This window comes from Haloarcula sp. H-GB5, assembly GCF_054850705.1.
In genome coordinates this window covers 1,363,543-1,387,224 of sequence record NZ_JBTWBG010000001.1, presented here as the reverse complement: position 1 = coordinate 1,387,224, position 23,682 = coordinate 1,363,543, and the positions used below count along the sequence as shown (strand labels likewise).

Below are 23,682 nucleotides of genomic sequence, written 5' to 3'. Positions count from 1 at the left end.
ACGAATTTATACCGTTTAAAACCCCCTATCAGCGTTTATTTCGCCTGTTCAGTCGCCGGCTCGTTCGACCAGTGCGGCCGCGTGCTCGCTCGCTCGTTCGCGGACGGCTCCCTCGTCGAACACCTCGACAGTGCGGTCCCGCATGAGGACCTCGCCGTCACAGACCGTGTGGCGCACGTCGCTCCCGTGGACGGCGTAGGCCAGGTGCGAGACGAGGTCGTGGGCCGGCGTCAGGTGCGGGGCGTCGAGGTCGATGACCGCTAGGTCGGCGTTCGCGCCGGCTTCGATGCGGCCGCTGTCGAAGCCAAGCAGGGCCGCGCCGTTCGCCGTCGCCATCTCGACGACGGTGCCAGCGTCGACCGCGCTGGCGTCGTCGGCCGCGAGCTTGCCGATCATCGCCGCGTCGCGCATCTCGTCGAACATGTCGAGGTCGTTGTTCGAGGCCGCGCCGTCGGTTCCGATGCCCACGGTGACGCCAGCGTCCAGCAGGTCCTGCACCGGGGCCATCCCGCTGGCGAGTTTCATGTTCGAGGCCGGACAGTGAGCAACGCCGGTGCCAGTCTCGGCCAGCAGGTCGATTTCGCTGTCGTCGACGTGGACGCCGTGGGCCACGTACGTGTCGCCGTCGAGCAGGCCGATATCGTCGGCGTAGGCAAGCGGGCGCTGTCCGTGTTCGTCGACGATAGGCGTCACCTCGTCGCGCGTCTCGTTGGCGTGCAAGTGGATCGACAGGTCGTCGTCGAGGGCCTGCGGGACGAACTCACTGAGGTACTCCTCGCCGACGGTCGTGAGCGAGTGCGGCTGGAACGTCGTCCGAACCCGTCCATCAGCCGCACCGTCGAGTTTCCGCGCCACGTCGAGGCTCTCTTGGAGGTCAGACCGCGCGGCCTCGTCGTCCTTGCCGACGGTGACTGCGGTGAAACCCAGCACTGCTCGCATCCCAGCTTGGTCGACTGCGTCTGCGATCTCCTCGACCTCGAAGTACATGTCCGACAGTGCTGTCGTCCCCGACCGGATCATTTCGACCAGCCCGAGTTCCGCCCCGGCGCGGATGTCGTCGGCGGTCAGTTCCGCTTCGACGGGCCAGACATCCTCCTGTAGCCAGGCGTCGAGGGGCTTGTCGTCCGCAAGACCGCGAAGCAGTGTCATCGCGACGTGGGTGTGGGCGTTGACCAGACCGGGGATGACTAAGCCGTCGTTGGCGTCGAGTTCGTCGTCGCCGTCCAGTGTCCCCGGCTCGTCGACCGCCACGATATCGCCGCTGTCCTGTGAAACCAGTACGTCCGCACGCTCGACGGTCATGTCCGGCCGAAGGACCTGCCCGCCGGTGACGAGGAGTTCGCTCATGCCGGTGGCTTCGCAACCGCGGGCCTTAGTTCGCCGGGTCCACAGCGCTGCTGTGTGGCGTGTTGGCACGTCTTTCTGCGGTGTAGCGGTGACAGCAGTGCCTGTTCCGCAGGGGTCTTTCGGCTCCGGCGCGTTCAGGTCGGCTAGAGAATGGCGGCGGCAGAGCAACTCCGACAACGGGTCAACGCTATGCGGCACGGAAGCCCAGGCCGAATGCTGCTTGCCGTCGCTGCCGGCTGGTTCCTCGTCCTCGGGATGCGGTTTGTGGTTCCTGCGGTGCTGCCGACGATACGCGAGGAGTTCGTCATCTCGAACGCACAGGCAGGGCTCGCGGTCACGGTGCTCTGGCTCACGTACGCGGCAGTGCAGTTCCCGGCCGGGGTGTTGATCGACCGGATCGGCGAGCGGACGCTGCTGGTGGCGGCAGCGTTGCTGTCGGGCGTCGGGCTGCTGGGCTACTTCTTCGCGCCGGTGTTCTCGCTGTTCCTCATTGCAACGGGTGCGTTCGGGTTCGGGACGGGGCTATACGGCCCGACCCGCGGGACCGCTCTCTCACGGACATTCGACGCCCGCGAGGGGACCGCCTTCGGTGTCGTAATGGCGGCCGGCTCCCTCGGGGCGGCCGTACTGCCCGCCGTCGCCGCGTTCGTCACAACCCGGTACGGCTGGCGGCTGGCGCTTGCCAGCGCCGCTCCCCTGTTCATGCTCGTCGCCGGCGCGCTCTGGCTCTCGGTCTCGGACCGTCCGACCGGCGAGTCCGAGCGGAGCCTCCAGCGGGACCTCCGAACAGCCCTCACCGGCTTTCGGAACCGCCGGCTCGTGCTGTCGGTTTCGGGCAAAACACTGATGCTGTTCGCCTTCCAAGCCGTGACAGCGTTTCTCACTACGTATCTGGTCACGGTTCGGGGCCTCTCACAGGGGACCGCCGGGGCACTCCTCTCGGTGCTGTTCGTCGGTGGCGCGCTCTCACAGACGATCACCGGCCGGCTCGCCGACCGATACGGAACGCCTAGGGTTCTGACCGCTGTCGCCCTCGTCAGTACCGTTCCGCTCGCGCTCATTCCGTCCGTCCGCGGCCTAGTGCCGCTGGCCATCGTCTCCGCCGTCATCGGGGTTCGGATGAGCGTCGGTCCGCTGGCCAACGCCTACATCGTCGACACGCTGCCTGATGCCGCCGAAGGAACCGGCTGGGGCCTGCTCCGGACAGGCTTCTTCGCGATCAGTTCGCTGGGCTCGACAGCCGTCGGCCTGCTCGCCGACCGCGGCCTGTTTGCCGTCGCGTTCTACGGTCTCGCTGGCCTGACGCTGCTGGCTGCGGCTACATTCGTTGTCCTCCCCCGCCGGGACCGCCTGTGACAGTTCCGCCCACAGGCCCGGCCAGCCTGAGGGGAAAGACAGTTGCCCCGCGGCCTGCCAGTAGGCGTATGCGAATCGCCGTCCCCAACAAGGGCCGCCTGCACGAACCAAGCGAGGAACTGCTCGAACGGGCCGGCCTCCATCTGGTCGACGGGGCCGACCGCCAGCTGCACGCCGACACAGTCGACCCGGACGTGACCGTCCTGTACGCCCGCGCCGCCGACATCCCCGAGTACGTCGCGGATGGTGCTGCCGACGTAGGTATCACCGGCCTCGACCAGGTTCGAGAGTCCGACGCCGACGACCTCGTCGAACTCCGTGACCTCGATTTCGGCCGCTGTCGCCTCGTCCTCGCCGCGCCGGAAGAGAGCGACATCGAGACCGTCTACGACTTTGAGGGCGGCCGCATCGCCACGGAGTTCCCCAAGATCACTCGCCGGTACTTCGACCGAGTCGACGTCGACGTCGACGTGACCGAAGTGTCCGGCGCGACGGAACTGACCCCCCACGTCGACATCGCCGACGGCATCGTCGACATCACCTCGACCGGGACCACGCTCCGGATGAACCGGCTGGCCGTCGTCGACGAGGTACTCGAAAGCTCCGTCCGCCTGTTCGCCCGCGAGGACACCGCCGACGACGAGAAGGTCCAGCAGGTCGACACCGCGCTTGGCTCAGTCCTCGCCGCCGACGACAAACGCTATCTGATGATGAACGCCCCCGAGGACGCCCTCAATGATGTGGAGGAAGTGCTTCCGGGGATGGGCGGTCCGACTGTGATGGACATCGCCGGCTCCGACCAGTTGGCCGTTCACGCCGTCGTCGAGGAGCGCGCCGTCTTCGAGACGATCAGCTCGCTCAAAGATGTGGGCGCGAGTGATATCCTCGTGACGGAGATAGAACGACTGGTTGAATAGTACCTTTTTACGTCACCCCCTCTCCTCGCGCGCTCGTAGAGCGCGCTGTGGGGAGCGGGTTCGCAAAAATCTACGCTAAAAACGACCTCCGAGTCGCGGCCTGCGGCCGCGCTCGGAGTGAAACCGCGCCTTCGGCGCGGTATGCAAGCCGCACTCCGCTCCGCGCCCGCATTCCACAGACACTCCTACCTCATTCCCAACTCAGAGAGTCAGAAGAACATGAAGATATTGTTCAGCGCGAACCCGAGCACCGCCGCGAACGCCAGATGCAGCGCCACGAGCGGGGCCGTCGAGCTGGTCGACAGCCGGTAGGAGAGGCTGATTGCGATCCCGTCGGCGACGAGAGTGAGCAACAGGACGACCGCGACGCCGAGGTCAGCCGAGACGACGCCGGACTCGACGCCCCAGCGCTGGAGGATGAGCGAGACGATTGCCGGCGCAAGAGCAGCCTTTGCGGCGAGTTGACTCGGCACGTCGCCGATAAAAAACGTCGCAGCCAGGTGGAGCGTCAGAGCGTAGAAGAGCCAGGTGACGAGGACGGTCACGAGAACCGCGAGGATACCACCGCCGGTGAGGCTGGAGAACCCGGACTGGAGCATACTCGGGATTCGGCGGCCGCTCGCTTGTGCGTTTTGTTCCCGGGCGCGACCGGCACGCTCATAGCCGCTCGCCCACACCGCTCGGGCGTGTACGTCCTCGAACTCGGCGGGCAGGACGACGCGTTCGCGCAGCGGGAAGCCGCAAGCGCCGCGAGCGCCGTCGACGCCCTCGCCCCTGGACTGGCGACGGCACGGGGCATCAGCGACCGCATTCGCCACCTCGCGTTCACCCACCGGGCCTGTGACATGATCGGAACCTCGGACCCGGACATCGAAAGCGCCGCCGCGTTGCTGTCGGCCGCGACCATCGACCGCGAGGGAAGCGTCGCCGTGCGTGCGGTCGACGTGCGAGCGAGCACCGGTATTGACACCCAGCAGGCCGAGCGGACGCTGGGCGGCGTGCTCACCGACCGCGGCTTCGCCGTCGACCTCGACGATCCGGACCAGGTCCTCTACGCCTACTTTTCGGACCCGGCTGGCGACGAGGAGGGCGGGACCGGCGAGGCCTGCTGTGCGCTGGGCTGGCTTGCCATCGAGAGCGTCCGTGATTTCGGCCAACGGCAGCCGACGGACCGCCCGTTCTTCCAGCCCGGCAGCATGGACCCGCTCGAAGCCCGGGCGCTGGTCAACATCGCCGGGGCCGGCCCGGACGCAACGATACTGGACCCGATGTGTGGCACCGGCGGCCTCCTGCTGGAGGCGGGACTGGTCGGGGCTGACGTGGTCGGCGGCGACGCACAGGAAAAGATGGTCTCGGGGACGCGCGAGAACCTCCGATATGCGCTCGACGGCGACGGCCATCCCAGCAGGGACGCCTATCCCGAACCGGGCGACTGGGGGGTGTTCCGGTCTGACGCGTCCGCACTGCCGGTCGCCGACGACGCTGTCGACGCCGCCGTCTTCGACGCCCCCTACGGCCGGCAATCCCGCATCGAGGGCGAACTGGCACCCCTCGTGTCCGATGCGCTCGGCGAAGCCGCCCGCGTCGCAGGGCGGTGCGTCCTCGTCGCCGACCGCGACTGGCGCGAGGCCGCGACCGGCGCGGGCTGGGCTGTCACTGATTACTTCAAGCGGCGCGTCCACCGCTCGCTGGTCAGGCACGTCCACGTTCTTGAGTGACCATACGTCCACTTTCTCTGGACGAGTGTTGTCTTTTATTTCGGTATGAGCAAAGTTTATCCCGTGACAAATGCTAATTAGTCTCAAGTATGCCAACGTGGTCAGACCCCGCCCCATGCGACGACGACGAACAGTTGTTTGAATGCCCAGACTGCGGGAAGCGCCTCTGTAGCGAGCGCTCAACCGTCTCCTGTGGCCGCTGTGAGACAGAAATGCAGAACCTCAGCGTCCCACGGCCGGAATAAAACCCGTCCGCATTTTTTGCTGGTTAGCTCGACACGAGTGCAATCGCTCGCTCGGCGTCACCGTCCATCCGCTTCAGCAGCGACCGAACCCGGTCTCGGGCTGTGTCGTCGCAGTCGGCCAGCACCATCCCCTCGTCCGGTTGGCCGTACACGACGCTGGCTCCGGCGGGCGCGGCGAGTACTGCAGGGAGCGTAGCGAGGTCCTCCTCGCCGTCGACATCCAGAAGAGTCGTCCCGTCACTGTCGAGACCATCCCTGAGCGCAGTAAGCAGTTCAGCAGTGAGCGTCGCGGGTGGGTTGTCGACCGGGAGCGTCCGGTCAAAGCCATCAATTGCCGCTGCCACGTCCGCGTCGACGGCCGAGCGTTTGGTCCGTTCGTCGACCAGCGCGAGGTCGGGCGTCCGCCCGGCCTCGATGAGATGGTACGTGACCATGTCGCCGACGGCGATGATTGGGTTGCCGGCGTCGGCCAGCAGCGCCGCTGTATCAGTATAAATCCGTCCGAGCGGCTCTTTCAGCTCGTGCCGCAAGTCACTCGGAAGTTCGAGAACGACGTCGGACACGTTAGCGGACTTTCAGCGCGTACTTGCCCGGTTCGGTCACTTCCATCTCCTCGGCGATGTCGGACCGCTCCGGGTGCGCGATGACGACGTAGCCGGCCCAGTCCTCGGTCAGTGCGGTGCCGCCGCAGGCCTCACACTGGCTTTCGATCTCCGCGCCCTGGACGCGGTGACAGTCGCGACAGACGAGTCGGTCCGCCATCAGCTATCACCGGCTTCCGCCGTGCCTTCACGGCGCTCGCGCTCCTCCTGGAGCCAGCCGTGCTTGCCCAAGCCAACCTGTTTCGCCGTCAGGCCGATCTTGGAGTCACGCGGGTTTCGCTCGTCGATGCTCTTGGTGACGATACGCGCCCGGACGGCGTCACCAACAGTGAGCGTCCGGTTGGACTCCCGTGAGGCGAGTTGCTGGTTCTCCTCGTCGTAGGCCAGATACTCGTCAGAGATCTGGGAGACGTGGAGCAGACCATCGACCGGCCCGATGCCGATGAAGGCCCCGAAGTTGACGACCTCGACGACCTCCCCGTCGACCACTTCCTGCATCTGTGGGTCGAACGTGAGCGCGTCGAACTCGGCCGCGTAATAGACGCCGGGCTTGTTCGGCAGCACGGCACCGGTACCGATGTCGTGGACCTCGATGACTGAGACGACGCTGCCGACGTCCTCGTCCATTCGTCCTTCGAGTTTCTCTTGCAGGAGCCGTTTGACCAGCCCCGGACTGACCTCCGCCAGAAAGCGTGGCGGGACTTCGACCGTATCGCGTAGGCGTACCCGTTTATACATGTGTTATGGTTGAGTGATACCCAGTTTGTTCCGGCCCCTTAAACTAATTACTGGAACGCCCGCGTCCAGCAGGCGTCGTTTGAGGGGGTTGTCGTTCGTGACCGCGTGTGTCGCATCGTCTGCCTGTGCCAGTTCGAGGACAGCGTCGTCCGCGTAGTCCGCCGTCGTCTCCCGAATCGTACACCGGTCGAGCAGGTCCTGCCCGACCGAGGCGGCCGTCGCTTCCGCACCGGCCCCGTCGGCCAGTTTCGCCAGCTCGTCGCGGACGGCAGCGGGCGCGACGTAGTCCGTCGCATCCGGAAGCACCCTATCGAGTTCCTCGAACAGGCGTACGTTGCATTCGACCGGCATCATCAGCGCGTTCGTATCCAGCACGATCATCACCGCAGCGTGCCGACACCGATGAGCCGCCACCGAGCGCCGACACGGCGGTTGATGGCGATCTTCGAGCCCGACGCCGCACAGACCGGGCGCTTGAGCGCGACTTCACATTCGTCGTCTCGCGCGCTCGTGACTGAACCGACCGTGGTGGCGGTGCCGATAGTCAGCATGAGCGGTTCGCCGGTGGAGATTTCGTCGACCTCGCCGCCGTCGTCGCCGACGATGCGTTCCAGCAGGTCCACGTCCATCGTGAACGTCTCGTGGACCGGCGGGAGGCTCCCGGGCGGCCCGGCGACCTGTCCGGCGAGCGCGTCGCCTTTCGTAATCGCGGGGTCAAGTCCGGTCCCGACGCCGAGCAGACCGCCCGGCGTGACCGTGTCCACGAAGTCGCCGCCGGACTGGAGCGAGCGGACCGTCGTCGTCACGGGCTGCCACTCCGTCTTGCCGCCTTCCTCAACCTCACGGCCGGGGCGGAGTTCGATCTCGTCGTCGACATCCAGTTGGCCGCCAACGAGCGACCCGCCGAGCACGCCGCCCATCAGGTCGTCCCAGGTCGTGCCGGGGCGGTTGATGTCGAACGAGCGTGCGACCATCATGCGGGCGTCCTCGTCCGGGTCCCGTTCCGGCGTCGGAATCTCGGACTGGACAGCCTCGATGAGCAGATCGATATTGGCCTCCTGCCCTGCGCTGATGGGGACAACGGGTGCGCCCTCGGCGACGGTTCCCTCGACGAACTCCTGAATCTGCTCGTAGTTCTGCATCGCCCGCTCCTCGTCGACGAGGTCGACCTTGTTCTGGGCGATGACGATGTTGTCGATGCCGATGATGTCGAGCGCGCTCAGGTGCTCTTCGGTCTGGGCCTGCGGGACGGGCTCAGTCGCCGAGATGACGAGCACGGCCCCGTCCATGATGGCCGCGCCGGAGAGCATGGTGGCCATCAGCGTCTCGTGGCCGGGCGCGTCCACGAACGACACCGTCCGGAGGTGGTCGGTGTCGACGTCGTGGTCGTCGCAGTGCTCGTCGACGGTAAAGGCCTCCGGCTCCTCGGCCTCCGGGCAGCGACGGAACGTCGCGTCGGCGTAGCCGAGTCGGATAGAGATACCGCGTTTCATCTCCTCGGAGTGCTGGTCGGTCCATTCGCCGGACAGCGCCTGTACGAGCGTCGTCTTTCCGTGGTCGACGTGCCCGACGAGTCCGATGTTCACCTCCGGTTGTTTGTTCGATGTCATTTCGAGAGTAATCTTGGTGGAGTTTCGCCGCGTGCAACTGATAAACCTACTGTTTGCGCCCCGCCGACCCCGGTTCAATCGCCGATTTGGTCCCTGCTGACGGCGGCAAAGTCACCGAATTACCCGATATTGGCCCCGATATAGCGACGCGACCTCCGTCACCGAGCGCGAGTAGCGGACTGTGCGAGTTAAATGCCACACCGGATCGCCGTTGAGAGATTGGAGTCATCAATCAGTCATTCCACCATCCGTGACGAACCGGTCGAACCCTACTCGGTGGCGGGACAGGAATCCTGAAGCGTAGATCGTGGCCAGTTCTTGTCGGTACTGTTACGTAACTGTGTTTCTGTGAACGCTTTTGTTTATGCGGGAACAGGTTCATGTACGATGCGAGTCGAGGAGTCCCCCGAAACGGATGCCGACATCGATCCGGCGACAGCGTTCTCGGTCATCGCGAGCGAGACGCGCCTGGACATTCTGGAGGCACTGTGGCGCGCAGATGACCGACCAATTCGGTTCTCGGAGTTGTTCGACGCCGTAGAACTGGCCGACAGCGGGCAGTTCAACTATCACCTACAGGAACTCACCGGCCAGTTCGTCAGCCAAGGGCCGGACGGGTACGACCTCCGGTACGCCGGATCGCAGGTCATCCGCGCGGTGCGGGCAGGAACGTTCACACGGACGCCCGATATCGACCCGTTCCCGGTGACCGGGGCCTGCACACGGTGTGGCGGCGGTCTACTGGCAGAGTACGCCGATGAGCAGTTCGCCATCGACTGCGAGGACTGCGGGAAGGCCCACGGCGAGTACCCGTTCCCGCCGGGCGGCCTGGTCGACCGGACGCCAGCGGAAGTCGCGACGGCCTTCGCCGAGCGGGTGCGACACCTCCACTGTCTGGCTGCTGACGGCGTCTGCCCCGACTGTGCCGGCCGGATGGGAACAGAGATCTCTCGTGATGGCGACTGCTGTCTCGACGTGTCGGTCCGCGCCGAGTTCGTCTGCAAACAGTGTCGCCACGAACTCTGTTCGCCTGTCGGGCTGACGCTACTTGACAACTCCCGCGTCGCGGCGTTCTACGACGACCACGGCGTCGACCTGTCGAGTCGACCCTACTGGACGCTGCCCTGGTGTGTCGACGACCAGTACACCAGCGTCGAAGACACGGACCCGTGGCGGCTTGCGGTCCGGATTCCGCTGGCCGAGGCGGAACTGACCGCCTATCTGGACGGAGACCTCCAGCCGGTCGAGTTTGAGCGACAGGACTGCGGGCGCTGAGCCGGGCTATCGGTACTGCGGCGGCGAACTGTTTTCCCACTGACCGAAATCGTCTTCAGGAGAGTCTCGGTCCGCGTCTGTTACAGAAATATCATTCAGATTATGCTTATCGGCGTTCGGGACCATCGTTTCACTGTAATGTACCAACCCGCACCCTACGCTGACCCCGAACTGTACAGGCCGACGTATCCACCGCTGACCGTTCGGTCCCTCCTCGGCGTTCTGACGGTCTACCTCGGCTTGCTGACGATACTCTCGCAGAGTCCGGTTCTCGCACTGGCAACGCTGACCTGTTTCTTTGTCGCTACCCGGTAACCGGGCGCGGGGCTTTTGCCCGTCCCAGCCCTGCCTCCGGTCGTGCGGGAGTTCGACTTCGAACTGGCGCTGTGTGCCCATCTTGAGCGCGAGGGCCGCCTGGTGAGCCGTCAGCTCGGCGGCGCTGTCCACGGCCGGCGCGTCCTCGACACCGTCGTCGTCGAACCGGGGCCCGAGTTCGACGAGCGGGCGGCCATCACTCCCGAACGACTACCGACGGCGGCCATCGAAAGCAGTGTCGGGCCGGGCCGCGCCCGGTACTGGAAGGACGCTTTCGACTGCCATCCCGACCGCGCCGAGCGCGCCGTCGAGCTGGCCGTCGAGCGAGGCTTCTTCGAGCGCGAGCGCCGCGGCGGCCGGACATACGTCCGGCAGACGGCGCGGTACCCAGACTGGTTCGGCGAGATCGTCGCCATCGAGAACAAGCCGGACCTAGACCGCCCCGGCGACCTAGAATCGCAGTTGCGGACCGACGTATCGCTCGGGCTCGCCGACCGCGTCGTGCTGGCGACGGCCTCCTACGTTACCGGGGCGCACCTCAACCGGATTCCAGATGAAGTCGGCGTCTGGCGGTTCGACGCTGACAGAGAAACGATAGACGTCCGTCGGGAGGCGACATCGCTGCCGACAGACGATGCCGGCGTCGAACTCCTCGAGGAGCGCCCGATCCGGGCAGACGTGCGAATAGTCAGCGCTTCGGAGAAGGCCCGCGCGCGCCGGCGACTGGCCGAGCGGGCCTACGGCAAGGGGTGGCGGAGTTTCGACTACCCGGCGTGTGAGCGCTGTTCACCCGGTAGTGACGGGATTCCGTACTGTCAGTGGAAGGACCGCGCTGTCCGCGAGAGCGACGACTGCGGCCCGGACTGCGGCGGGTACGAGGCAGCCGACCCACCGGCCGTCGACGGCGACTCGCTCCGGGCCGAGCGGACACCGTGGCGGGCAGACCCCGACGGGCGCAAGCGTCGCCAGTCGGGACTAGATCGGTTCGGATAGCCGCGAGAAGCCGTTCCCCTACCGGTCGTCGTCACCTGAACGTGTGTCATCGGGCGGGACGCCGCCGTCACCGGCGGTCGGGCGGCCGTGCTGTTCGTAGTTGTCTTCGGTCACCGCCGGTGCTTCAGTGGCGACCTGCGCCGCGTGTTTCGTTCTGGCCTGATAGTTCGCTGCGGCCGCTATCCCGACACAGGCCACCAGTCCCACCACCAGCACCCAGTCGATACCGCCCACGATGACCTGCTGGACGGCGATTGCGAGGACGCCGGCAGCCAGCGACAGCCCACCGACCTCCGCGATGCCGCGCCTGTCCATACAACGGCATTAGCTGCCATGGCCTATAATCTACGGTCCGTTTCACCCAGCCGAATCCGGGTCAGAGCGTGAACCGCTCGCCGTCGAGTCCGATGTCGTCGGCGAAGGCCCGGTCCGCGGGGACGTAGTGCGCCGTGTGAACGATACGGTAGTCGTCGGCCTCGATGTCGGCAGCGAAGTCCCGCGCGCCGGGCAGGGTCATGTGTTTCGTGCCGAAGGTTCTCGGAACGCCGTCCTCGTCGTGGTGCGCGCCACCTTTCGGATGGTATTCGCAGGCCTCCGGGTGAACGATTCCCTCGACGAGCGCGAGGTCGGACCCGGTCAGCACGGATTTCGAGCGGTCGGGCACATCGTAGCAGGTGTCCCCGGAAATCGACAGCACTGCGCCGGTCTGTGGTTCCTCGATTCGCAGGCCGTAGCACAGCAGCGGCGGGTGGGTGACCGGGACGAGCGTCACCTCGAAGCCGGCGACGGTGAACGGCTCGAACGGCGTCTGTGCATGGACCGAGACCGTATCGAGATAGTCGTAGCGGCTCCGGACGCCCTGTGCAACACTTTCACCGGTCACCGGATCGGTCTCGTCGGCGGCGTGGACCGGCAGCTCGTCGAACAGACGGTAGGCGTTGCCGAGGCCATCGAGGTGGTCGAAGTGAACGTGTGTGATGATCGCCGCGTCCGGCAGCGGGACCGACTCGCGGAGGAACTGGTGACGGAAGTCCGGACTCAGGTCGATCAGCAGGGACTCCCCAGTGTCGTCGTTCGACACGGCAACGGAGAAGCGCGACCGCTCGACGCCCCCGGTCGGGTCGATGCCGCGCTCGCGGACGCGGGCCCGGAGTTCCTCGTCGGGGTCGCGCGCCCGTTCGCACGTGTCACAGTCGCACTGGACGGTCGGTGTCCCCGTCGTGTCGCCGGTCCCAAGCAGCGTGACCTCCATTACTGTCCCTTCAGGAGGCGACTCGCCTAAGCCCCTCGCTTTCGTTACTGGCTATCGGACAGGTTCGCCGGGTCGATGTCCTGTCGCTCCATCGTCGCCGCCAGCAGGGACTGGGCGCGCTCGTCGGAGAGGTCGTCGAACAGGCAGTCGAGAAACCCTTCGAGCAGCGCCGGTCGGATGCGCAGGTCGACGTACTCGACTTGCTTCTCGGCGATGACCACGTCTACGTCCCACTCGCCTTCATCGGGATCAGTCATCCGAACGTCAACCCACGACTCGGCCGGCTCGTCTGTCTCGGTGAACACGTCGTTGTCAGCCATGGCTACTGAATGGTTCCTGCATTGATAAGTAAATCGCTCATATCGACAGCCAGAACGGGTCCCTGAGCGGGTAAGCCGTCGCTCAGTGGTCGTGATCGTGGTCGTGGTCGCTGCCGCCGTCGCCGGAGAAGCCGCCGCTCCCGGCAACTAGGGCGTCGGCGTCGCCGTCCATCATGTCCATGTTCTTGAGGTTGTCCCGCTCCTCGAAGTCGATGATAGCGTCTTCGAGGTCCTGCTGGGTGAGCGTGGTCCGCTCCTCGGTCAAGGCATTGAGGACTGCTTCACGAAGGACGAGCCGGAGGTCGCTCCCGGTCAGCCCCTCGGTCAGCTCCGCCAGTGTCTCCGGGTCGAAGTCGTCGATTTCCATCTGCTGGGTGACGATACGAAGGATGTCTGCGCGCATGCCGCTATCCGGCTTCGGGAAGTTGACGATCTCGTCGAAGCGCCGCCAGGCGGCGGCGTCGAGCTGGTCGGGGTGGTTCGTCGCGCCGATGAGCAACACCTCGTCCTGAATCAGGGATATCTCGTCGATGCTCTTGAGCAAGGTGTTGACAGCACGCTTGATGGCGGCGTGTTCGTCGGAGGAGCGCGTCTTGGCGACGAAGTCGAACTCGTCCATGAAGAGGATACACGGCGAGAGCCGCTTTGCGACCTCGAACACCTTCTCGACGTTCTTGGCCGTCTCGCCGAGGTACTGGCTGGTGATCATCGACAGTTTCACTTCGACAAAGGGGAGGTCGAGGTCGTGAGCGAGCGCGCGGGCGACGCTGGTCTTGCCGGTCCCCGGCGGACCGACGAAGAGGAGTTTGCCGATCTCCCGCAGGCCGATGCGGGCGAGGTAGTCGCGGTGTTCGATGGCCTTGACGATCTTCTGTATCTCGTCTTCCTGATCGGTGGTCAACACCAGGTCGGCCAGTGTCATCTCGACCTCCTCGGGGGCGCGCACGTCGACGAGGTCAAGCATCTCCTCGTCGTCCTCGTCGTCAGTGTCGAACGCCTCCTCCAGCTTTGCGTCGATGAACGCGCGGTCGGCGCGCGACGGTCGGTTCTGTTCGCGGGCCCGCTCGTAGTCAGCGCCCTCGACCTTGTCCTCGAAGGCTTTCGCCAGGACCGGGTTGTCTTCGAGATCCGCGGCGTCGACCCGTTCGAGGAACCACTCCTCGGCGAGGTCGCGGTCCGTCATGGAGATACTCCCCGAGAAGTCGTCGCGGTCGGTGAACATCAGACCGGAGATGGCTGCCCACGGCCGCTCGATGCCGGTGGCCTCGCTCGCAGTCGTGTTGGTGATCGACAGGGGCCGTTCGATCTCGCCGTCGCTCCAGAAGACCGACCGATACGAAGCCGGCAGGTCGTCCGGTTCGAGGTCCCGCCGCTCGCTGTAGATAGTGGCCGTCAGCAGAAACTCAACGACATCCAGTTCCGGATTGCTCATTCCCACTGATGTTACCACGCAACCGGTATAAGTCACTCGAAGCCCCGATGGCCGACACCAAGGTAATATACCACGGCTGTGTATTTTTCGCGTGGCAACTGATAACGCATTAATTTCGGTGTATCGGAACCGCATCGGCGACCCGACGACCGACGACGAGGTCTACGGGTACTGGCTGTTCGTCATCGGCATCGTGCTCGGTATCGTCGGCCTCCTCCTGTTTTACTTGACAGCATCGCGGAGTACACCGCGGCAGTTCGGCTATCTCCTCGGTGCGATCGGTCTCATCTCGCTGTTTGCGGGACCGACAGTCAGACTACCGCTGACACGACGTGGCCTGATACTTACCTACCTCGGTGCCGTGGTCGGACTGGTCGCGGTGGTGTGGTTTACGACGTTTTATCCCTCGAACTGGGCCGGCCCCGAGGGGAACCCGGCGGTGACGCTGTACATCGCCGGCCTCGGCCTGATGGCGGTCGGTGCCGTCGTCTCCCCGCTGCTGACCGGCCGGAAGGAAGCGTACGACGAGGCCGTGCGGACGGCGCAGGAAGCGACTGAAGTGGCCGAGCAAGCCACCCAAGAGGCCGAGACGGCCTCGCGGGAAGCGACACAGCAGTCACAGGTCGCCGAGCGGGCGACCCGCGAGCGCAACAGGTTGGCCGAGAAGTTGGCGACCAGCGAGGCCGCGCGCGAGGAGATGGCGACGGTCACAGAGGCTACCGAGGCAGAACTCGCCGCGGCCCACGCCACCATCGCGTCTGCGATGGACAGCAAGGCGACGTTCGAACTGTACGAGGACTCGGCGGGCAAGTACCGCTGGCGGCTCCGCCACCGGAATTCGAACATCATCGCCGACAGCGCTCAGGGCTATTCCTCGCGCCAGAAGGCGATGCAGGGGCTCCGCAGTGTGCAGTCCAACGCCGCCGGTGGGGTCGTCGTCTTCTTCGAGGACGCGACCGAGAATGACACCGCCGAGGACGTGCCGGTCGTGCCGGCCCCCGAAAGCGACGCCGCGTTCGAACTGTTCGAGGACTCGGCCGGGGAGTTCCGCTGGCGCTTGCGCCACGACAACGGCAACATCCTCGCCGACAGCGGCGAGGGGTACGCCTCGAAGTCAAATGTCCGCCGGGCGCTACAGAGCGTCCGTGCGTACGTCCCCGGTGCGGCGTATCTCAAGATCGATCCCGTGGCATACGAGGTGTACGCCGACGCCGCCGGTCAGTTCCGCTGGCGGCTCCTCCACCGCAACGGCAACATCCTCGCCGATAGCGGTGAGGGGTACAGCTCCCGGTCGAACGCTCGGCGAGCGGCCCGTCGGGTCAGCGAACTCGCACCCGACTCCGCGGTCGATGACCGTTTCGAGGTGTACGAGGACAAGGGCGAGGAGTGGCGCTGGCGGCTGCGGGCCGACAACGACGAACTCATCGCCGACAGCGGCGAGGGGTACGCGAACCGGTCGAAAGCTATGGATGCCATCAAACGGGTCCAGTCCTACGCCGCCGACGCGGATCTGCTGGAAATCGGGAGCGCGGCGTTCGAAGTGTACGAGGACAGGGGCGAGGAGTGGCGCTGGCGGCTCCGCCACCGCAACGGCGAGATCATCGCCGACTCCGGCGAGGGGTACGCCGAGCGCAACAAAGCCATCGCCGCCATCGAGCGGATCAAGCGCCACGCCCCCGGTGCAACACAGGAGGAGTAGCGGCGACCAAACGCCCTGGCGGGCAATTCTCCGTCGCGAGGAATAGCCGAATTAATTAAACAGGTTTCCGTCGAAGTTACACCCATATGACAATAGATACCCTCGAAGCGGCCGGACTCACGCGCATGGACGACAGCAACATCGCGGCGTTTCTGTCGAACCAGCGGGTCGGCGTGCTGGGCCTGCCAACTGAGAACGGACCGTACATGATTCCCCTGTCGTTCGGGTACGATGATGACCGCTCGCTGTATTTCACCTTTATCGGTGGATCGGCAAGTCGCAAACAACAGTTGACCGAGGCGGCGGAGAATGCGGCCGTACTCGTGTACAAAGTCGAGTCGATGTTCCACTGGGAGAGCGTCCTGTTACAAGGCGGTATCGAGGCCGTCCCCGAGTCCGAGTGGGACGACCTCGCGGACGTGCTCGAGACGGCGTGGCGGCCGGAGCTGTTCGAGGACGCTATCGAGGACGGCGACATCGCAGTCTATCGGTTCCGTATCGACGAGAAGGAAGGGCTCAGACACGCCGGTCTGCCGCCGGGGTTCGAACAGGAGTGAGCCCCCTGCCCGACTGTTGCGGGGAGCGGTCAGAGACAACGGTTCCCCCACTGTGTAGAGTTTGTCAGGTTTTAACATAGGCCGAGACGTTCCGTTGTCCATGCCCACACCTGTCATCGTGGACGCAGTCAGAACCCCACAAGGAAAGGAGGACGGCGCACTCGCCGGCGTCCGGAGCGAAGACCTCTCGGTGCCGCTTATCAACCAGTTGCTCGCGTCGACCGGCGTCGAGTCCGACGAGGTCGACGACTTGCTGTGGGGGTGTGCCCAGCAGCGCGGGGAACAGGGCAACAACATGGCCCGAGTCATCGCGCTGTTGTCGGACCTCGGCGAGAGCGTCCCCGCATCGACGATCAACCGCTGGTGTGCGTCCTCCGCCGAAGCGCTGATGCGAGCGGCCGATGCCATCGCGGCTGGCCAGCGCGACGTACTCATCGCCGGTGGCGTGGAGTCGATGTCCCGCGTGCAGATGGACGAAAACACCCACAACGTCCACCCGCGGCTGGCCGAACACTACAACATCGGCGAACTCCAGATGGGAATGACCGCCGAGAAGGTCGCCAGCGAGATGGAGGTCGCCCGGCAGGAACAGGACGAGTACGCGCTCCGGAGTCACCAGCGCGCCGCCGACGCGACGGAATCCGGTCGCTTCGACGACGAGATCGTCCCGATCGATACCGAGGACGGTCAGCTCGACGCGGACGAGGGTATCCGCCCCGACACCACGCTGGAAAAGCTGTCCCAGCTACCGACAGTGTTCAAGTCGGACGGGTCAGTCACACCCGGCAACGCCTCGCAGGTTTCCGATGGCGCGGCGGGGCTGATGGTCACCTCCCGCGAGTTCGCTGAGGACCGCGGACTCGACATCCTGGCAGAGATTGGCTCTCACGAAGTCGCCGGCGTCGACCCGACTGTGATGGGTATCGGCCCAGTGCCCGCCGTCCGCAAACTCACTGAACGGACGGACCGTGAGACGGACGACTACGACCTCGTGGAACTCAACGAAGCCTTCGCCTCCCAGTGTCTGTACTGCCAGCGCGAACTCGGCTTCGACGACGACATCTACAACGTCAACGGCGGCGCAATCGCCATCGGCCATCCGCTCGGGGCCTCCGGCGCGCGCCTCCCGGTGACGCTCGTCCACGAGATGAACCGACGCGATGCGGAACTGGGCCTGGCGACGGAGTGTGTCGGCTTCGGTCAGGGCGCGGCTATCGAGTTCCGACTGCCCTGAGCAGCCGCTGTCAGCGCGGTTTCAGTATTCTGCCCCAGCACGTCGTTTGCGAATCCGTTGGTTTCCAGTCTGTTGCTTATGAATCCGTCATTTTCGACCGTTGTGGCGCTTGCACGAGCGATATTTGAGAGAAGAAGTCGTTAATCGGCAGCCACATCGCCGGCTGTCGTCGCCTCAGCGGGACTCGTCAGGGAATGGAGATAGTCGTCGAGATCGAGTGCGAAGGTGGCGTCGGTCGGGAGGTCGACCCACGAGAACTCGAACTCCGCGCCGCGTTCCTCGCCCGTGCCAGTGACGGTGTGGACCCAGTGATCCCGGGACTCGTGGACGGGGAGGTGGTAGAACGACCGCACGTACCGCTTCGGGGGAGACTGGCGGCGCGTCCAGACGTCGGTAGCGATGTGTTGCAGGCGCTCGAAGGAGGCAAGACCACTCTCCTCGACAGCCTCTCGCTGTACGGCGACCCGCGGTTTTTCTCCGGCCTCTACGGTTCCCTTCGGTATCTGTAGCCCGTCGTGACCCGGCCCGTCGAACACCAGAAGCTCCGACCCGTTTCTGGTGATGTAGGCACAGGCTTTCTTTACGTACGTTGCCCGCTGTGGTTGCATAGGATTTGGTAGCGACGGCCAACATATAGTAGTACCCACATATCTGCCTAAAATCATATTAGGTCAACAGGGGGCAAAGAAGGGTGGCGAGTAGACGCAGGACGCTAGAAGCCAGACCGACACAGTACACCGGTTGTCTCAGTCTCGGTGGCAAATGAGTACGGCGATAGTAGCAGCCCAGGGTAGTAGATACTTAGGCACTATGAATTAATTTTGTGTTTTATTACAAGGATTAAAATGCTGTCAATCGCACATACTGTGTATGGACGGTCACATCACACCCGAGGAGTGGGAGCGAATCGAAGCATTCGCACAGAAACCAAGCTACCTGCGTCGCCCGGAGCATCTGCTCCCGGAAGAAGCCACGGAGGGCGATGAGGCTGCAGACGGAGCAGTAGCAGGCGACTGACGAGAGTCGTGTCCTGAAGAACGACCACACCTGACCCGTTGTTATCTGTTCTCGGAGGCTTATCAGACTCGATTCCGTGGAGATAGACATGAGTGTTAAGTCGATGTTCAACGACATCCCGTTTGTCAAGCAGTTAGGGATGGAGATCACGGCCGTCGATGACGGCTATGCGGCAGGCGAGCTCCCGCTAGAGGACGGCCACTCCTCGAACCCGGAATCGATAATCGCACACGGTGGCGTCACGTACTCGCTCGTCGACACCGTCGGCGGGGCGGCCGTCATCTCGCAATCCGGCACCGTCTCGCCAACAGTGGATATGCGGATCGATTACCTCGCGCCGGCAACCGCTGATTTACGGACTGAGGCGGAGGTGATCCGGAGCGGCGGGAGCGTCTCCGTCGTCGACGCGGAAGTGTACGACACTGACGACCATCACATCGCGAGCGCTCGCGGGACGTACAAAACTGATGGCGACCGCGGTGAGTCGCCGTGGACAGAAGGCGTCGACGAGTCAGATGTCACACAGCTTACCGACGACTAGTCGGCACTGACCATCTTCATCCCGTCGCGCACGGACTCCCGACGGCCCAGCAGCGTCACCATATCGCCCTCTTCGAGGACATAGTCGGCCGTTGGTACTTCGGCGTTCTCGTGGAGTTCCCCGCTGACAAGCGCGACCAGACAGGCGTCGGGCAGCATCGGCCCGACCTCGCGGATCGACTTCCCGATGAGTTCGGGATTGGTGACCTCGACTTCCTGGACGTCGCCGCTACGACCGACATCGGTCATCCAGTGGGCGATAGCCGGGCGCTCGATCTGGTTGTCGATGGCCCAGGCCGTCGCCATCGCCGAGGAAATGGTCCGAACGCCGAGGTCCTCGAAGGCCTCGACGTTGTCCGGGTTGTTCGCGCGGGCGATGACCCGGTCGACGCCGAACTTCGAACTCGCCAGCTGTGACACCAGCAGGTTCGCGTCGTCGTCACCGGTCGCCGCGACGACGGTCTTGGCGTTTTCAGCCCCGGCCGACCGCAACACGTCGGTATCGGTTCCGTCGCCAATTTCGACGGCGTAGCCGTCGTTGCGGGCTCGTTCGACGATCTCTTCCTCCTCCTCGATGATGACGACGTTTTCGCCCCGGTCTTCGAGGCGTGCGGCGAGCGCTCGGCCCACCTGTCCGCCGCCAACGATGATGACTCGCATTGGTATCACATCCAGTTTTTCCGCGATATATCGCGCCAGTCCACCCTCAAACAGGGCGGTCGCAAAGATAACGAGAAAGACAGTGCCAAGCAGGATATCGGCCTGCGTCCCCAGCAGTTCAGCCTGTGCCCCGGTGACCTCCTCGGCCGCGGCGTTCAGTTCGACGGCAAACAGCGTGGCGACGGACGCCGGAATAATACCGCGCGGCCCGACGAAGCTGACGAACAGCTTCTCGTTGGTGGTAAACCGGTCACCAGCGGCCGAGACGAACACCAGCAACGGTCGAATGAGCAGGGCAACCGCGAGGACGACGATGATGCCCGCTAGCCCGACATCAATAAGCGAGGCCAGTTCCAGTTGCGCCGCCAGTGCGATGAACACGAACGACAGCACCAGCAGCGTGATATCGCCTTTGAACTCCTCGATGTCTTCCTCGTACGGGTGATCGACGTTACCGAGCACGATTCCCGCCGTGGCAGCGGCGGCAACGCCGGCCTCGGTTGCTATCGTGTTCGCGCCAGCGTAGGCGATGAGCGCCCCGGCGAGTACGAGCAGTCGGGAGTTTCGCGGTGCGTCACCGGGCGAGAGGTCGACGTACTGGAGGAGGTAGTACAACACGCCGGCGACGATGAGGCCGACGAGTAGCCCCGTCCCCAGTCGAAGCGCAAATCCTCGTAGCAGGCTCTCACTGGCAACGGCTGGGTTGACTGTCTCGAAGATGACGACAGCGATGATAGCCGCGGTCACATCGTTGACAATCCCTTCCGTCTCCAGCGCGGCGGCGACGCGGTCTCGAACGGGGACGACATCGAGGATCGGCGTGATAACCGTCGGCCCGGTCGCGACCAGCAGCGCACCGATCAGGAACGCGAGGTTCCAGGAGACGGCCGCGGTGCTGAACGCGAACTTGACGGCGATAGCGGTGCCCACGAGCGCGATAGCCGCACCGACGGTAACGAGTCGGAACGTCGCGGCCGGAGCCTCGCGTAGACGGTCGAATCGGAGGTGATAGGCCCCCTCGAAAACGATGATTGCGACCGCTAAGCCGACGATTGCCGACAGCGCCCCGCCGAAGGTGCCGTCACCGATAATGCCCAGTCCGGGCTGGCCGATGATGACACCCACCAGCAGGTAGAAGATGATGCTGGGCACGCGCAGGCGTGCAGCGAGGACTTGTGCAAGAACGCCGAGTCCGATGATGCCGGCGACGAGCGGAATCAGTAGCCCCGAACTACCAGCCACAGTTGGCCTCCATCTGTCCAGCCTATCGTATCGCCACCGTATAAGGGCATTCACTCACCGGCACACGAGGAGTCGATCAGAAGCCACTCCACCGATGTGAACCACGCCTGAGTTCACCGGTTCCGGCTCACCGGGAACTTCACGCGGTCGGGATGCTCGTTGAACCGCTCCAGAATGTCCTCGTACAGCGCGTTCCGCATCCGGGTGCCGCGGCGCGGGTGGACGAGATACCGGAGTCGAAGCTCCACCCACGACTCGCCCTGTGTGACGTTGACCGTCGGCTGTTCGTTCACGTCGAGTTCGACCGGCGTCTCGGCGAGGCGATCGCGATACTCACGGACCTGTTCAGCCATCTCGTCGCCGAGGTGGTCGGTCGCCACGTCGGTCATTAGCTCGGAGGCGAACTGCAGGTCGGTCTCGTAGGCGACCTGTATCGAGAGTTCGTTCCAGACGTACTGGACACCCTCGCCGTAGAAGTTGACGACGCGCGAGGACAGCACCGTGCTGTTAGGCACGGTGACGATGCGGCCCGACGGCTGGTTCGAGGAGACGAGGTCGCCGTCGATCTCCCACACCTCCGTCACGAAGAAATCGACCGCGACGACGTCGCCGCGCATCTCCTCGATAGCGATGCGGTCGCCCACCTGATAGGGCCGTTTGATCACGATGTACAGCCAGCCGATGAGCGAGAACAGCGGTTGCTGGAGCGCGAGCGTGACCGCGAACCCGAGGACGCCGAGGGAGAACAGCACGCTCACCCACTCCCGAGTGACGACGCCGAACATCGCAATCATCCCGAGAATGCCGAAGGTCAGCCGGAGGACGTTCCGCACGTCGTGTCGGCGGCGTTTGTTCTGCGTGTGGGCGAGGAGGTACGACTGGCAGATAGTGTAGCTCCCGTAGAACGCGAGGAAAAGCGATGCCAACGTCAGGCCCAGCAGCGTGAGCGGTTCGAGTTCCACCCCGAACAGTCGCTCGTCGAAGCCGAACCGGCGGACGAACCGCGAGCCGGCGTACAGGACGACCGCACAGAGCAGCGACACGGAGCCAGTTCGACGCATACCACGACACTGTGGCCCGTCCGTGAGAAAGCCTCCTATTCTTCCCGGTTATCGAGGGCTACGAGGACGCCGCGGACGTTCAGACGCATCTCGGCGCGGCCCTTGCGCTCGCCCCAGGTGTCGGTGTCGGCCCGCTCGACGAAGTAGTCGATGACTGCCTCGTCGTCGTCCAGTTCCTCGCGTTTGCGTTCGACTTCGGCGACCCATTCAGGTAGTATCTCGGTGTATACCTCCAGTTTGTCGCCGGTTTCGGCGGCACCGAAGTGGCCGAACATGAGGATCTCGGGGTCGAGGTCCTGTAACATCGCCACGTCGTCGAGCGCCTGATCGAGGGTGAAGTTGACCGGCGGGGTCGTGACGTGCATCTCGTCGGTCGACGGCGAGTAGATACCGGCGGCGTCGGCGGTAAACACACCGTCGACGACGGGGTCATAGAAGACGACCTGATGTGGGGCATGGCCCGGTGCGTGCAGGACTTCGAGGGAGTGGTCGCCCAGGTCGATCACGTCGCCGTCGGTTAGCGTCTCGATACGGTCTTCGGCGACCGGAATCGGCTTCCCGTAGAACTCGATCTGATCGCCGACGGCGTTTTTCGTCCCCTCCCAGAGCCGCTCGGGGTCGACGAGGTGGCGCTTGCCGAACTCGTGGACGTACACCGTCGCGTTCGGGCAGTCCTCGGCGAGGTAGCCGGCCCCGCCGGCGTGGTCCAGATGGACGTGAGTCGTCGCGATAACTTCCAGATCCTCGGGCGCGATCCCGACCGACTCCATCGCCGAGAGGATGGTTTCGTGTCGCGCGCCGGTACCGGTGTCGACCAGCGCCGGTCGCTCGGCGTCGATGATGTAGACGGGCCCGTACTCGGCCACACCGTACATCCCGACGTCGACGTAGTGGACATCTGTGCAGTCCCCGACCGTCACTTCGTAAACGTCACCGATTCCCATACACTCTCTCGTGACCGGCGGGGGCAAAACCGTTGTGCCATGGCTATCGTGACAACCAGTCGTGAGGAAGGGCAAAGCCATTTACCCGCACTCAGAAACACCACTGTATGTACGACGCCGTACTCGTTCCGACCGACGGCTCAGAGGGGTCCGCAACCGCGGCCGAGCACGCCATCGACCTCGCACAGCGCCACGACGCGAGTCTGCACGCGCTACACGTCCTCGAAACCGAGCAGGTCGTCGATCAGATTCCCGATTTCGAGGACAGCAGCATCTTCGATCGCCTCGCCGACGCTGGCCAGCAGGCTGTCGACGACCTGCAGGCGCAGGCCGAAGACGCCGATGTCGACACGGTGACCACGGCAGTTGAGCAGGGCGTCCCCCACGAAGAAGTCGTGGAGTACGTTGAGCGCCACGACATCGATGTCATCGTGATGGCGACAGAGGGACGGACCGGCCCCTCCCGGGAACTCATCGGCAGCGTCACCGAGTCGGTAATTCGGGCCTCGCCAGTCCCGGTACTTGCGGTCAAGGTTGGCGGCGAAGCATAGCAGGACGACAGGTCGACTGCCGGGGTAGCCCTGCCGCAGGACCGACACGACTAATTT

The 23,682-nt window shown here is 64.6% G+C and carries 28 protein-coding genes; 13 read left to right on the top strand and 15 right to left on the bottom strand.

Features of this window, described 5'->3' with window-relative positions; genetic code table 11:
• Window positions 1-48: 48 nt before the first annotated feature.
• Window positions 49-1,347, bottom strand: a complete 1,299-nt coding sequence (locus tag ACYJ11_RS07335; protein WP_461647278.1) for an amidohydrolase — start codon at window positions 1,345-1,347, stop codon at window positions 49-51.
• A gap of 213 nt (window positions 1,348-1,560) precedes the next feature.
• Here ACYJ11_RS07335 and ACYJ11_RS07330 point away from each other — a divergent pair, with 213 nt between their 5' ends.
• Both ACYJ11_RS07330 and hisG read left to right on the top strand, forming a co-directional pair.
• The gene (locus ACYJ11_RS07330) at window positions 1,561-2,703 is read left to right on the top strand and encodes an MFS transporter (protein WP_461647277.1); all 1,143 of its coding nucleotides are present in this window, start codon (window positions 1,561-1,563) and stop codon (window positions 2,701-2,703) included.
• Between the two features lie 68 nt (window positions 2,704-2,771).
• Window positions 2,772-3,620: an ATP phosphoribosyltransferase gene (gene hisG, locus ACYJ11_RS07325; protein WP_461647276.1), complete on the top strand. Its 849-nt coding sequence runs from the start codon at window positions 2,772-2,774 to the stop codon at window positions 3,618-3,620.
• Between the two features lie 209 nt (window positions 3,621-3,829).
• Here the strand turns inward: hisG and ACYJ11_RS07320 are convergent, their stop codons facing one another.
• Window positions 3,830-4,219: a DUF7473 family protein gene (locus tag ACYJ11_RS07320; RefSeq protein ID WP_461647275.1), complete on the bottom strand. Its 390-nt coding sequence runs from the start codon at window positions 4,217-4,219 to the stop codon at window positions 3,830-3,832.
• An 87-nt stretch (window positions 4,220-4,306) separates the two neighbouring features.
• On the opposite strand from ACYJ11_RS07320, the gene ACYJ11_RS07315 reads away from it, so the two are divergent.
• Together ACYJ11_RS07315 and ACYJ11_RS07310 are read left to right on the top strand one after the other, a co-directional pair.
• Window positions 4,307-5,338 carry a TIGR01177 family methyltransferase gene (locus tag ACYJ11_RS07315; RefSeq protein WP_461647274.1) on the top strand — a complete coding sequence of 344 codons (1,032 nt, stop codon included), beginning with the start codon at window positions 4,307-4,309 and terminating at the stop codon, window positions 5,336-5,338.
• An 89-nt stretch (window positions 5,339-5,427) separates the two neighbouring features.
• Window positions 5,428-5,583, top strand: coding sequence for a rubrerythrin-like domain-containing protein (locus ACYJ11_RS07310; RefSeq protein ID WP_004960444.1), 156 nt, complete (start codon window positions 5,428-5,430; stop codon window positions 5,581-5,583).
• Between the two features lie 23 nt (window positions 5,584-5,606).
• Here ACYJ11_RS07310 and ACYJ11_RS07305 read toward each other — a convergent pair whose 3' ends face one another.
• Genes ACYJ11_RS07305 through ACYJ11_RS07285 form a run of 5 tightly spaced genes read right to left on the bottom strand, consistent with a single transcriptional unit; the run spans window position 5,607 to window position 8,533 of the window.
• Window positions 5,607-6,146 carry a GTP-dependent dephospho-CoA kinase family protein gene (locus ACYJ11_RS07305; protein ID WP_461647273.1) on the bottom strand — a complete coding sequence of 180 codons (540 nt, stop codon included), beginning with the start codon at window positions 6,144-6,146 and terminating at the stop codon, window positions 5,607-5,609.
• A 1-nt stretch (window position 6,147) separates the two neighbouring features.
• Window positions 6,148-6,345, bottom strand: coding sequence for a transcription elongation factor subunit Spt4 (spt4, locus tag ACYJ11_RS07300; protein ID WP_004516008.1), 198 nt, complete (start codon window positions 6,343-6,345; stop codon window positions 6,148-6,150).
• On the bottom strand, window positions 6,345-6,923 hold the full coding sequence (locus tag ACYJ11_RS07295) for a DNA-directed RNA polymerase (protein ID WP_461647272.1): 579 nt from the start codon (window positions 6,921-6,923) through the stop codon (window positions 6,345-6,347). The genes spt4 and ACYJ11_RS07295 overlap by 1 nt, the downstream gene beginning before the upstream one ends.
• Before the next feature lie 3 nt (window positions 6,924-6,926).
• Entirely contained in the window at window positions 6,927-7,304 is a 378-nt protein-coding gene (locus ACYJ11_RS07290) for a twitching motility protein PilT (RefSeq protein WP_461647271.1), read from the bottom strand.
• Window positions 7,304-8,533, bottom strand: a complete 1,230-nt coding sequence (locus ACYJ11_RS07285) for a translation initiation factor IF-2 subunit gamma (protein WP_005536660.1) — start codon at window positions 8,531-8,533, stop codon at window positions 7,304-7,306. Before ACYJ11_RS07285 ends, ACYJ11_RS07290 begins: the two co-directional genes overlap by 1 nt.
• A 387-nt stretch (window positions 8,534-8,920) precedes the next feature.
• On the opposite strand from ACYJ11_RS07285, the gene ACYJ11_RS07280 reads away from it, so the two are divergent.
• The 3 genes from ACYJ11_RS07280 (at window position 8,921) to ACYJ11_RS07270 (ending at window position 11,116) form a co-directional block, all read left to right on the top strand.
• Window positions 8,921-9,808: a DUF7351 domain-containing protein gene (locus ACYJ11_RS07280; RefSeq protein WP_461647270.1), complete on the top strand. Its 888-nt coding sequence runs from the start codon at window positions 8,921-8,923 to the stop codon at window positions 9,806-9,808.
• A 138-nt stretch (window positions 9,809-9,946) separates the two neighbouring features.
• On the top strand, window positions 9,947-10,123 hold the full coding sequence (locus tag ACYJ11_RS07275; RefSeq protein WP_170096506.1) for a hypothetical protein: 177 nt from the start codon (window positions 9,947-9,949) through the stop codon (window positions 10,121-10,123).
• Window positions 10,124-10,165: 42 nt separating this feature from the next.
• On the top strand, window positions 10,166-11,116 hold the full coding sequence (locus ACYJ11_RS07270; protein WP_461647269.1) for a DUF5787 family protein: 951 nt from the start codon (window positions 10,166-10,168) through the stop codon (window positions 11,114-11,116).
• Window positions 11,117-11,134: 18 nt separating this feature from the next.
• Here ACYJ11_RS07270 and ACYJ11_RS07265 read toward each other — a convergent pair whose 3' ends face one another.
• The 4 genes from ACYJ11_RS07265 to ACYJ11_RS07250 all read right to left on the bottom strand — a co-directional run bounded on the left by ACYJ11_RS07265 (window position 11,135) and on the right by ACYJ11_RS07250 (window position 14,120).
• Entirely contained in the window at window positions 11,135-11,431 is a 297-nt protein-coding gene (locus ACYJ11_RS07265; RefSeq protein WP_461647268.1) for a hypothetical protein, read from the bottom strand.
• A gap of 61 nt (window positions 11,432-11,492) precedes the next feature.
• A complete protein-coding gene (locus ACYJ11_RS07260; protein WP_461647267.1) occupies window positions 11,493-12,368 on the bottom strand; it encodes an MBL fold metallo-hydrolase in 876 nt (291 codons plus the stop codon).
• 44 nt (window positions 12,369-12,412) lie between these two features.
• Window positions 12,413-12,688: a hypothetical protein gene (locus ACYJ11_RS07255; protein ID WP_461647266.1), complete on the bottom strand. Its 276-nt coding sequence runs from the start codon at window positions 12,686-12,688 to the stop codon at window positions 12,413-12,415.
• A gap of 82 nt (window positions 12,689-12,770) precedes the next feature.
• Window positions 12,771-14,120, bottom strand: a complete 1,350-nt coding sequence (locus ACYJ11_RS07250; RefSeq protein WP_461647265.1) for an ATP-binding protein — start codon at window positions 14,118-14,120, stop codon at window positions 12,771-12,773.
• A 118-nt stretch (window positions 14,121-14,238) separates the two neighbouring features.
• Here ACYJ11_RS07250 and ACYJ11_RS07245 point away from each other — a divergent pair, with 118 nt between their 5' ends.
• From ACYJ11_RS07245 to ACYJ11_RS07235, 3 genes are all read left to right on the top strand, one after another.
• Window positions 14,239-15,819: an HVO_2922 family protein gene (locus tag ACYJ11_RS07245; RefSeq protein WP_461647381.1), complete on the top strand. Its 1,581-nt coding sequence runs from the start codon at window positions 14,239-14,241 to the stop codon at window positions 15,817-15,819.
• Window positions 15,820-15,905: 86 nt separating this feature from the next.
• Window positions 15,906-16,376 (top strand): pyridoxamine 5'-phosphate oxidase family protein, encoded by a 471-nt coding sequence (locus tag ACYJ11_RS07240; protein ID WP_461647264.1) that lies wholly within the window; start codon window positions 15,906-15,908, stop codon window positions 16,374-16,376.
• Between the two features lie 100 nt (window positions 16,377-16,476).
• A complete protein-coding gene (locus tag ACYJ11_RS07235) occupies window positions 16,477-17,610 on the top strand; it encodes a thiolase family protein (protein ID WP_005536674.1) in 1,134 nt (377 codons plus the stop codon).
• Between the two features lie 140 nt (window positions 17,611-17,750).
• Here ACYJ11_RS07235 and ACYJ11_RS07230 read toward each other — a convergent pair whose 3' ends face one another.
• Window positions 17,751-18,218, bottom strand: coding sequence for an NUDIX hydrolase (locus ACYJ11_RS07230; protein WP_170096513.1), 468 nt, complete (start codon window positions 18,216-18,218; stop codon window positions 17,751-17,753).
• Window positions 18,219-18,480: 262 nt separating this feature from the next.
• On the opposite strand from ACYJ11_RS07230, the gene ACYJ11_RS07225 reads away from it, so the two are divergent.
• The gene (locus ACYJ11_RS07225; RefSeq protein ID WP_005536678.1) at window positions 18,481-18,627 is read left to right on the top strand and encodes a hypothetical protein; all 147 of its coding nucleotides are present in this window, start codon (window positions 18,481-18,483) and stop codon (window positions 18,625-18,627) included.
• Window positions 18,628-18,715: 88 nt separating this feature from the next.
• Entirely contained in the window at window positions 18,716-19,168 is a 453-nt protein-coding gene (locus ACYJ11_RS07220) for a PaaI family thioesterase (RefSeq protein WP_461647263.1), read from the top strand.
• Here ACYJ11_RS07220 and ACYJ11_RS07215 read toward each other — a convergent pair.
• The 3 genes from ACYJ11_RS07215 to ACYJ11_RS07205 form a co-directional block, all read right to left on the bottom strand.
• On the bottom strand, window positions 19,165-21,069 hold the full coding sequence (locus tag ACYJ11_RS07215; protein ID WP_461647262.1) for a cation:proton antiporter domain-containing protein: 1,905 nt from the start codon (window positions 21,067-21,069) through the stop codon (window positions 19,165-19,167). The genes ACYJ11_RS07220 and ACYJ11_RS07215 overlap by 4 nt on opposite strands.
• Before the next feature lie 113 nt (window positions 21,070-21,182).
• Window positions 21,183-22,130 carry a mechanosensitive ion channel family protein gene (locus tag ACYJ11_RS07210; RefSeq protein WP_461647261.1) on the bottom strand — a complete coding sequence of 316 codons (948 nt, stop codon included), beginning with the start codon at window positions 22,128-22,130 and terminating at the stop codon, window positions 21,183-21,185.
• Between the two features lie 35 nt (window positions 22,131-22,165).
• Window positions 22,166-23,074, bottom strand: coding sequence for an MBL fold metallo-hydrolase (locus tag ACYJ11_RS07205; protein WP_461647260.1), 909 nt, complete (start codon window positions 23,072-23,074; stop codon window positions 22,166-22,168).
• 107 nt (window positions 23,075-23,181) lie between these two features.
• On the opposite strand from ACYJ11_RS07205, the gene ACYJ11_RS07200 reads away from it, so the two are divergent.
• Complete coding sequence (locus tag ACYJ11_RS07200) at window positions 23,182-23,625, top strand: universal stress protein (protein ID WP_188975884.1); 444 nt, start codon at window positions 23,182-23,184, stop codon at window positions 23,623-23,625.
• Window positions 23,626-23,682 lie beyond the last annotated feature (57 nt).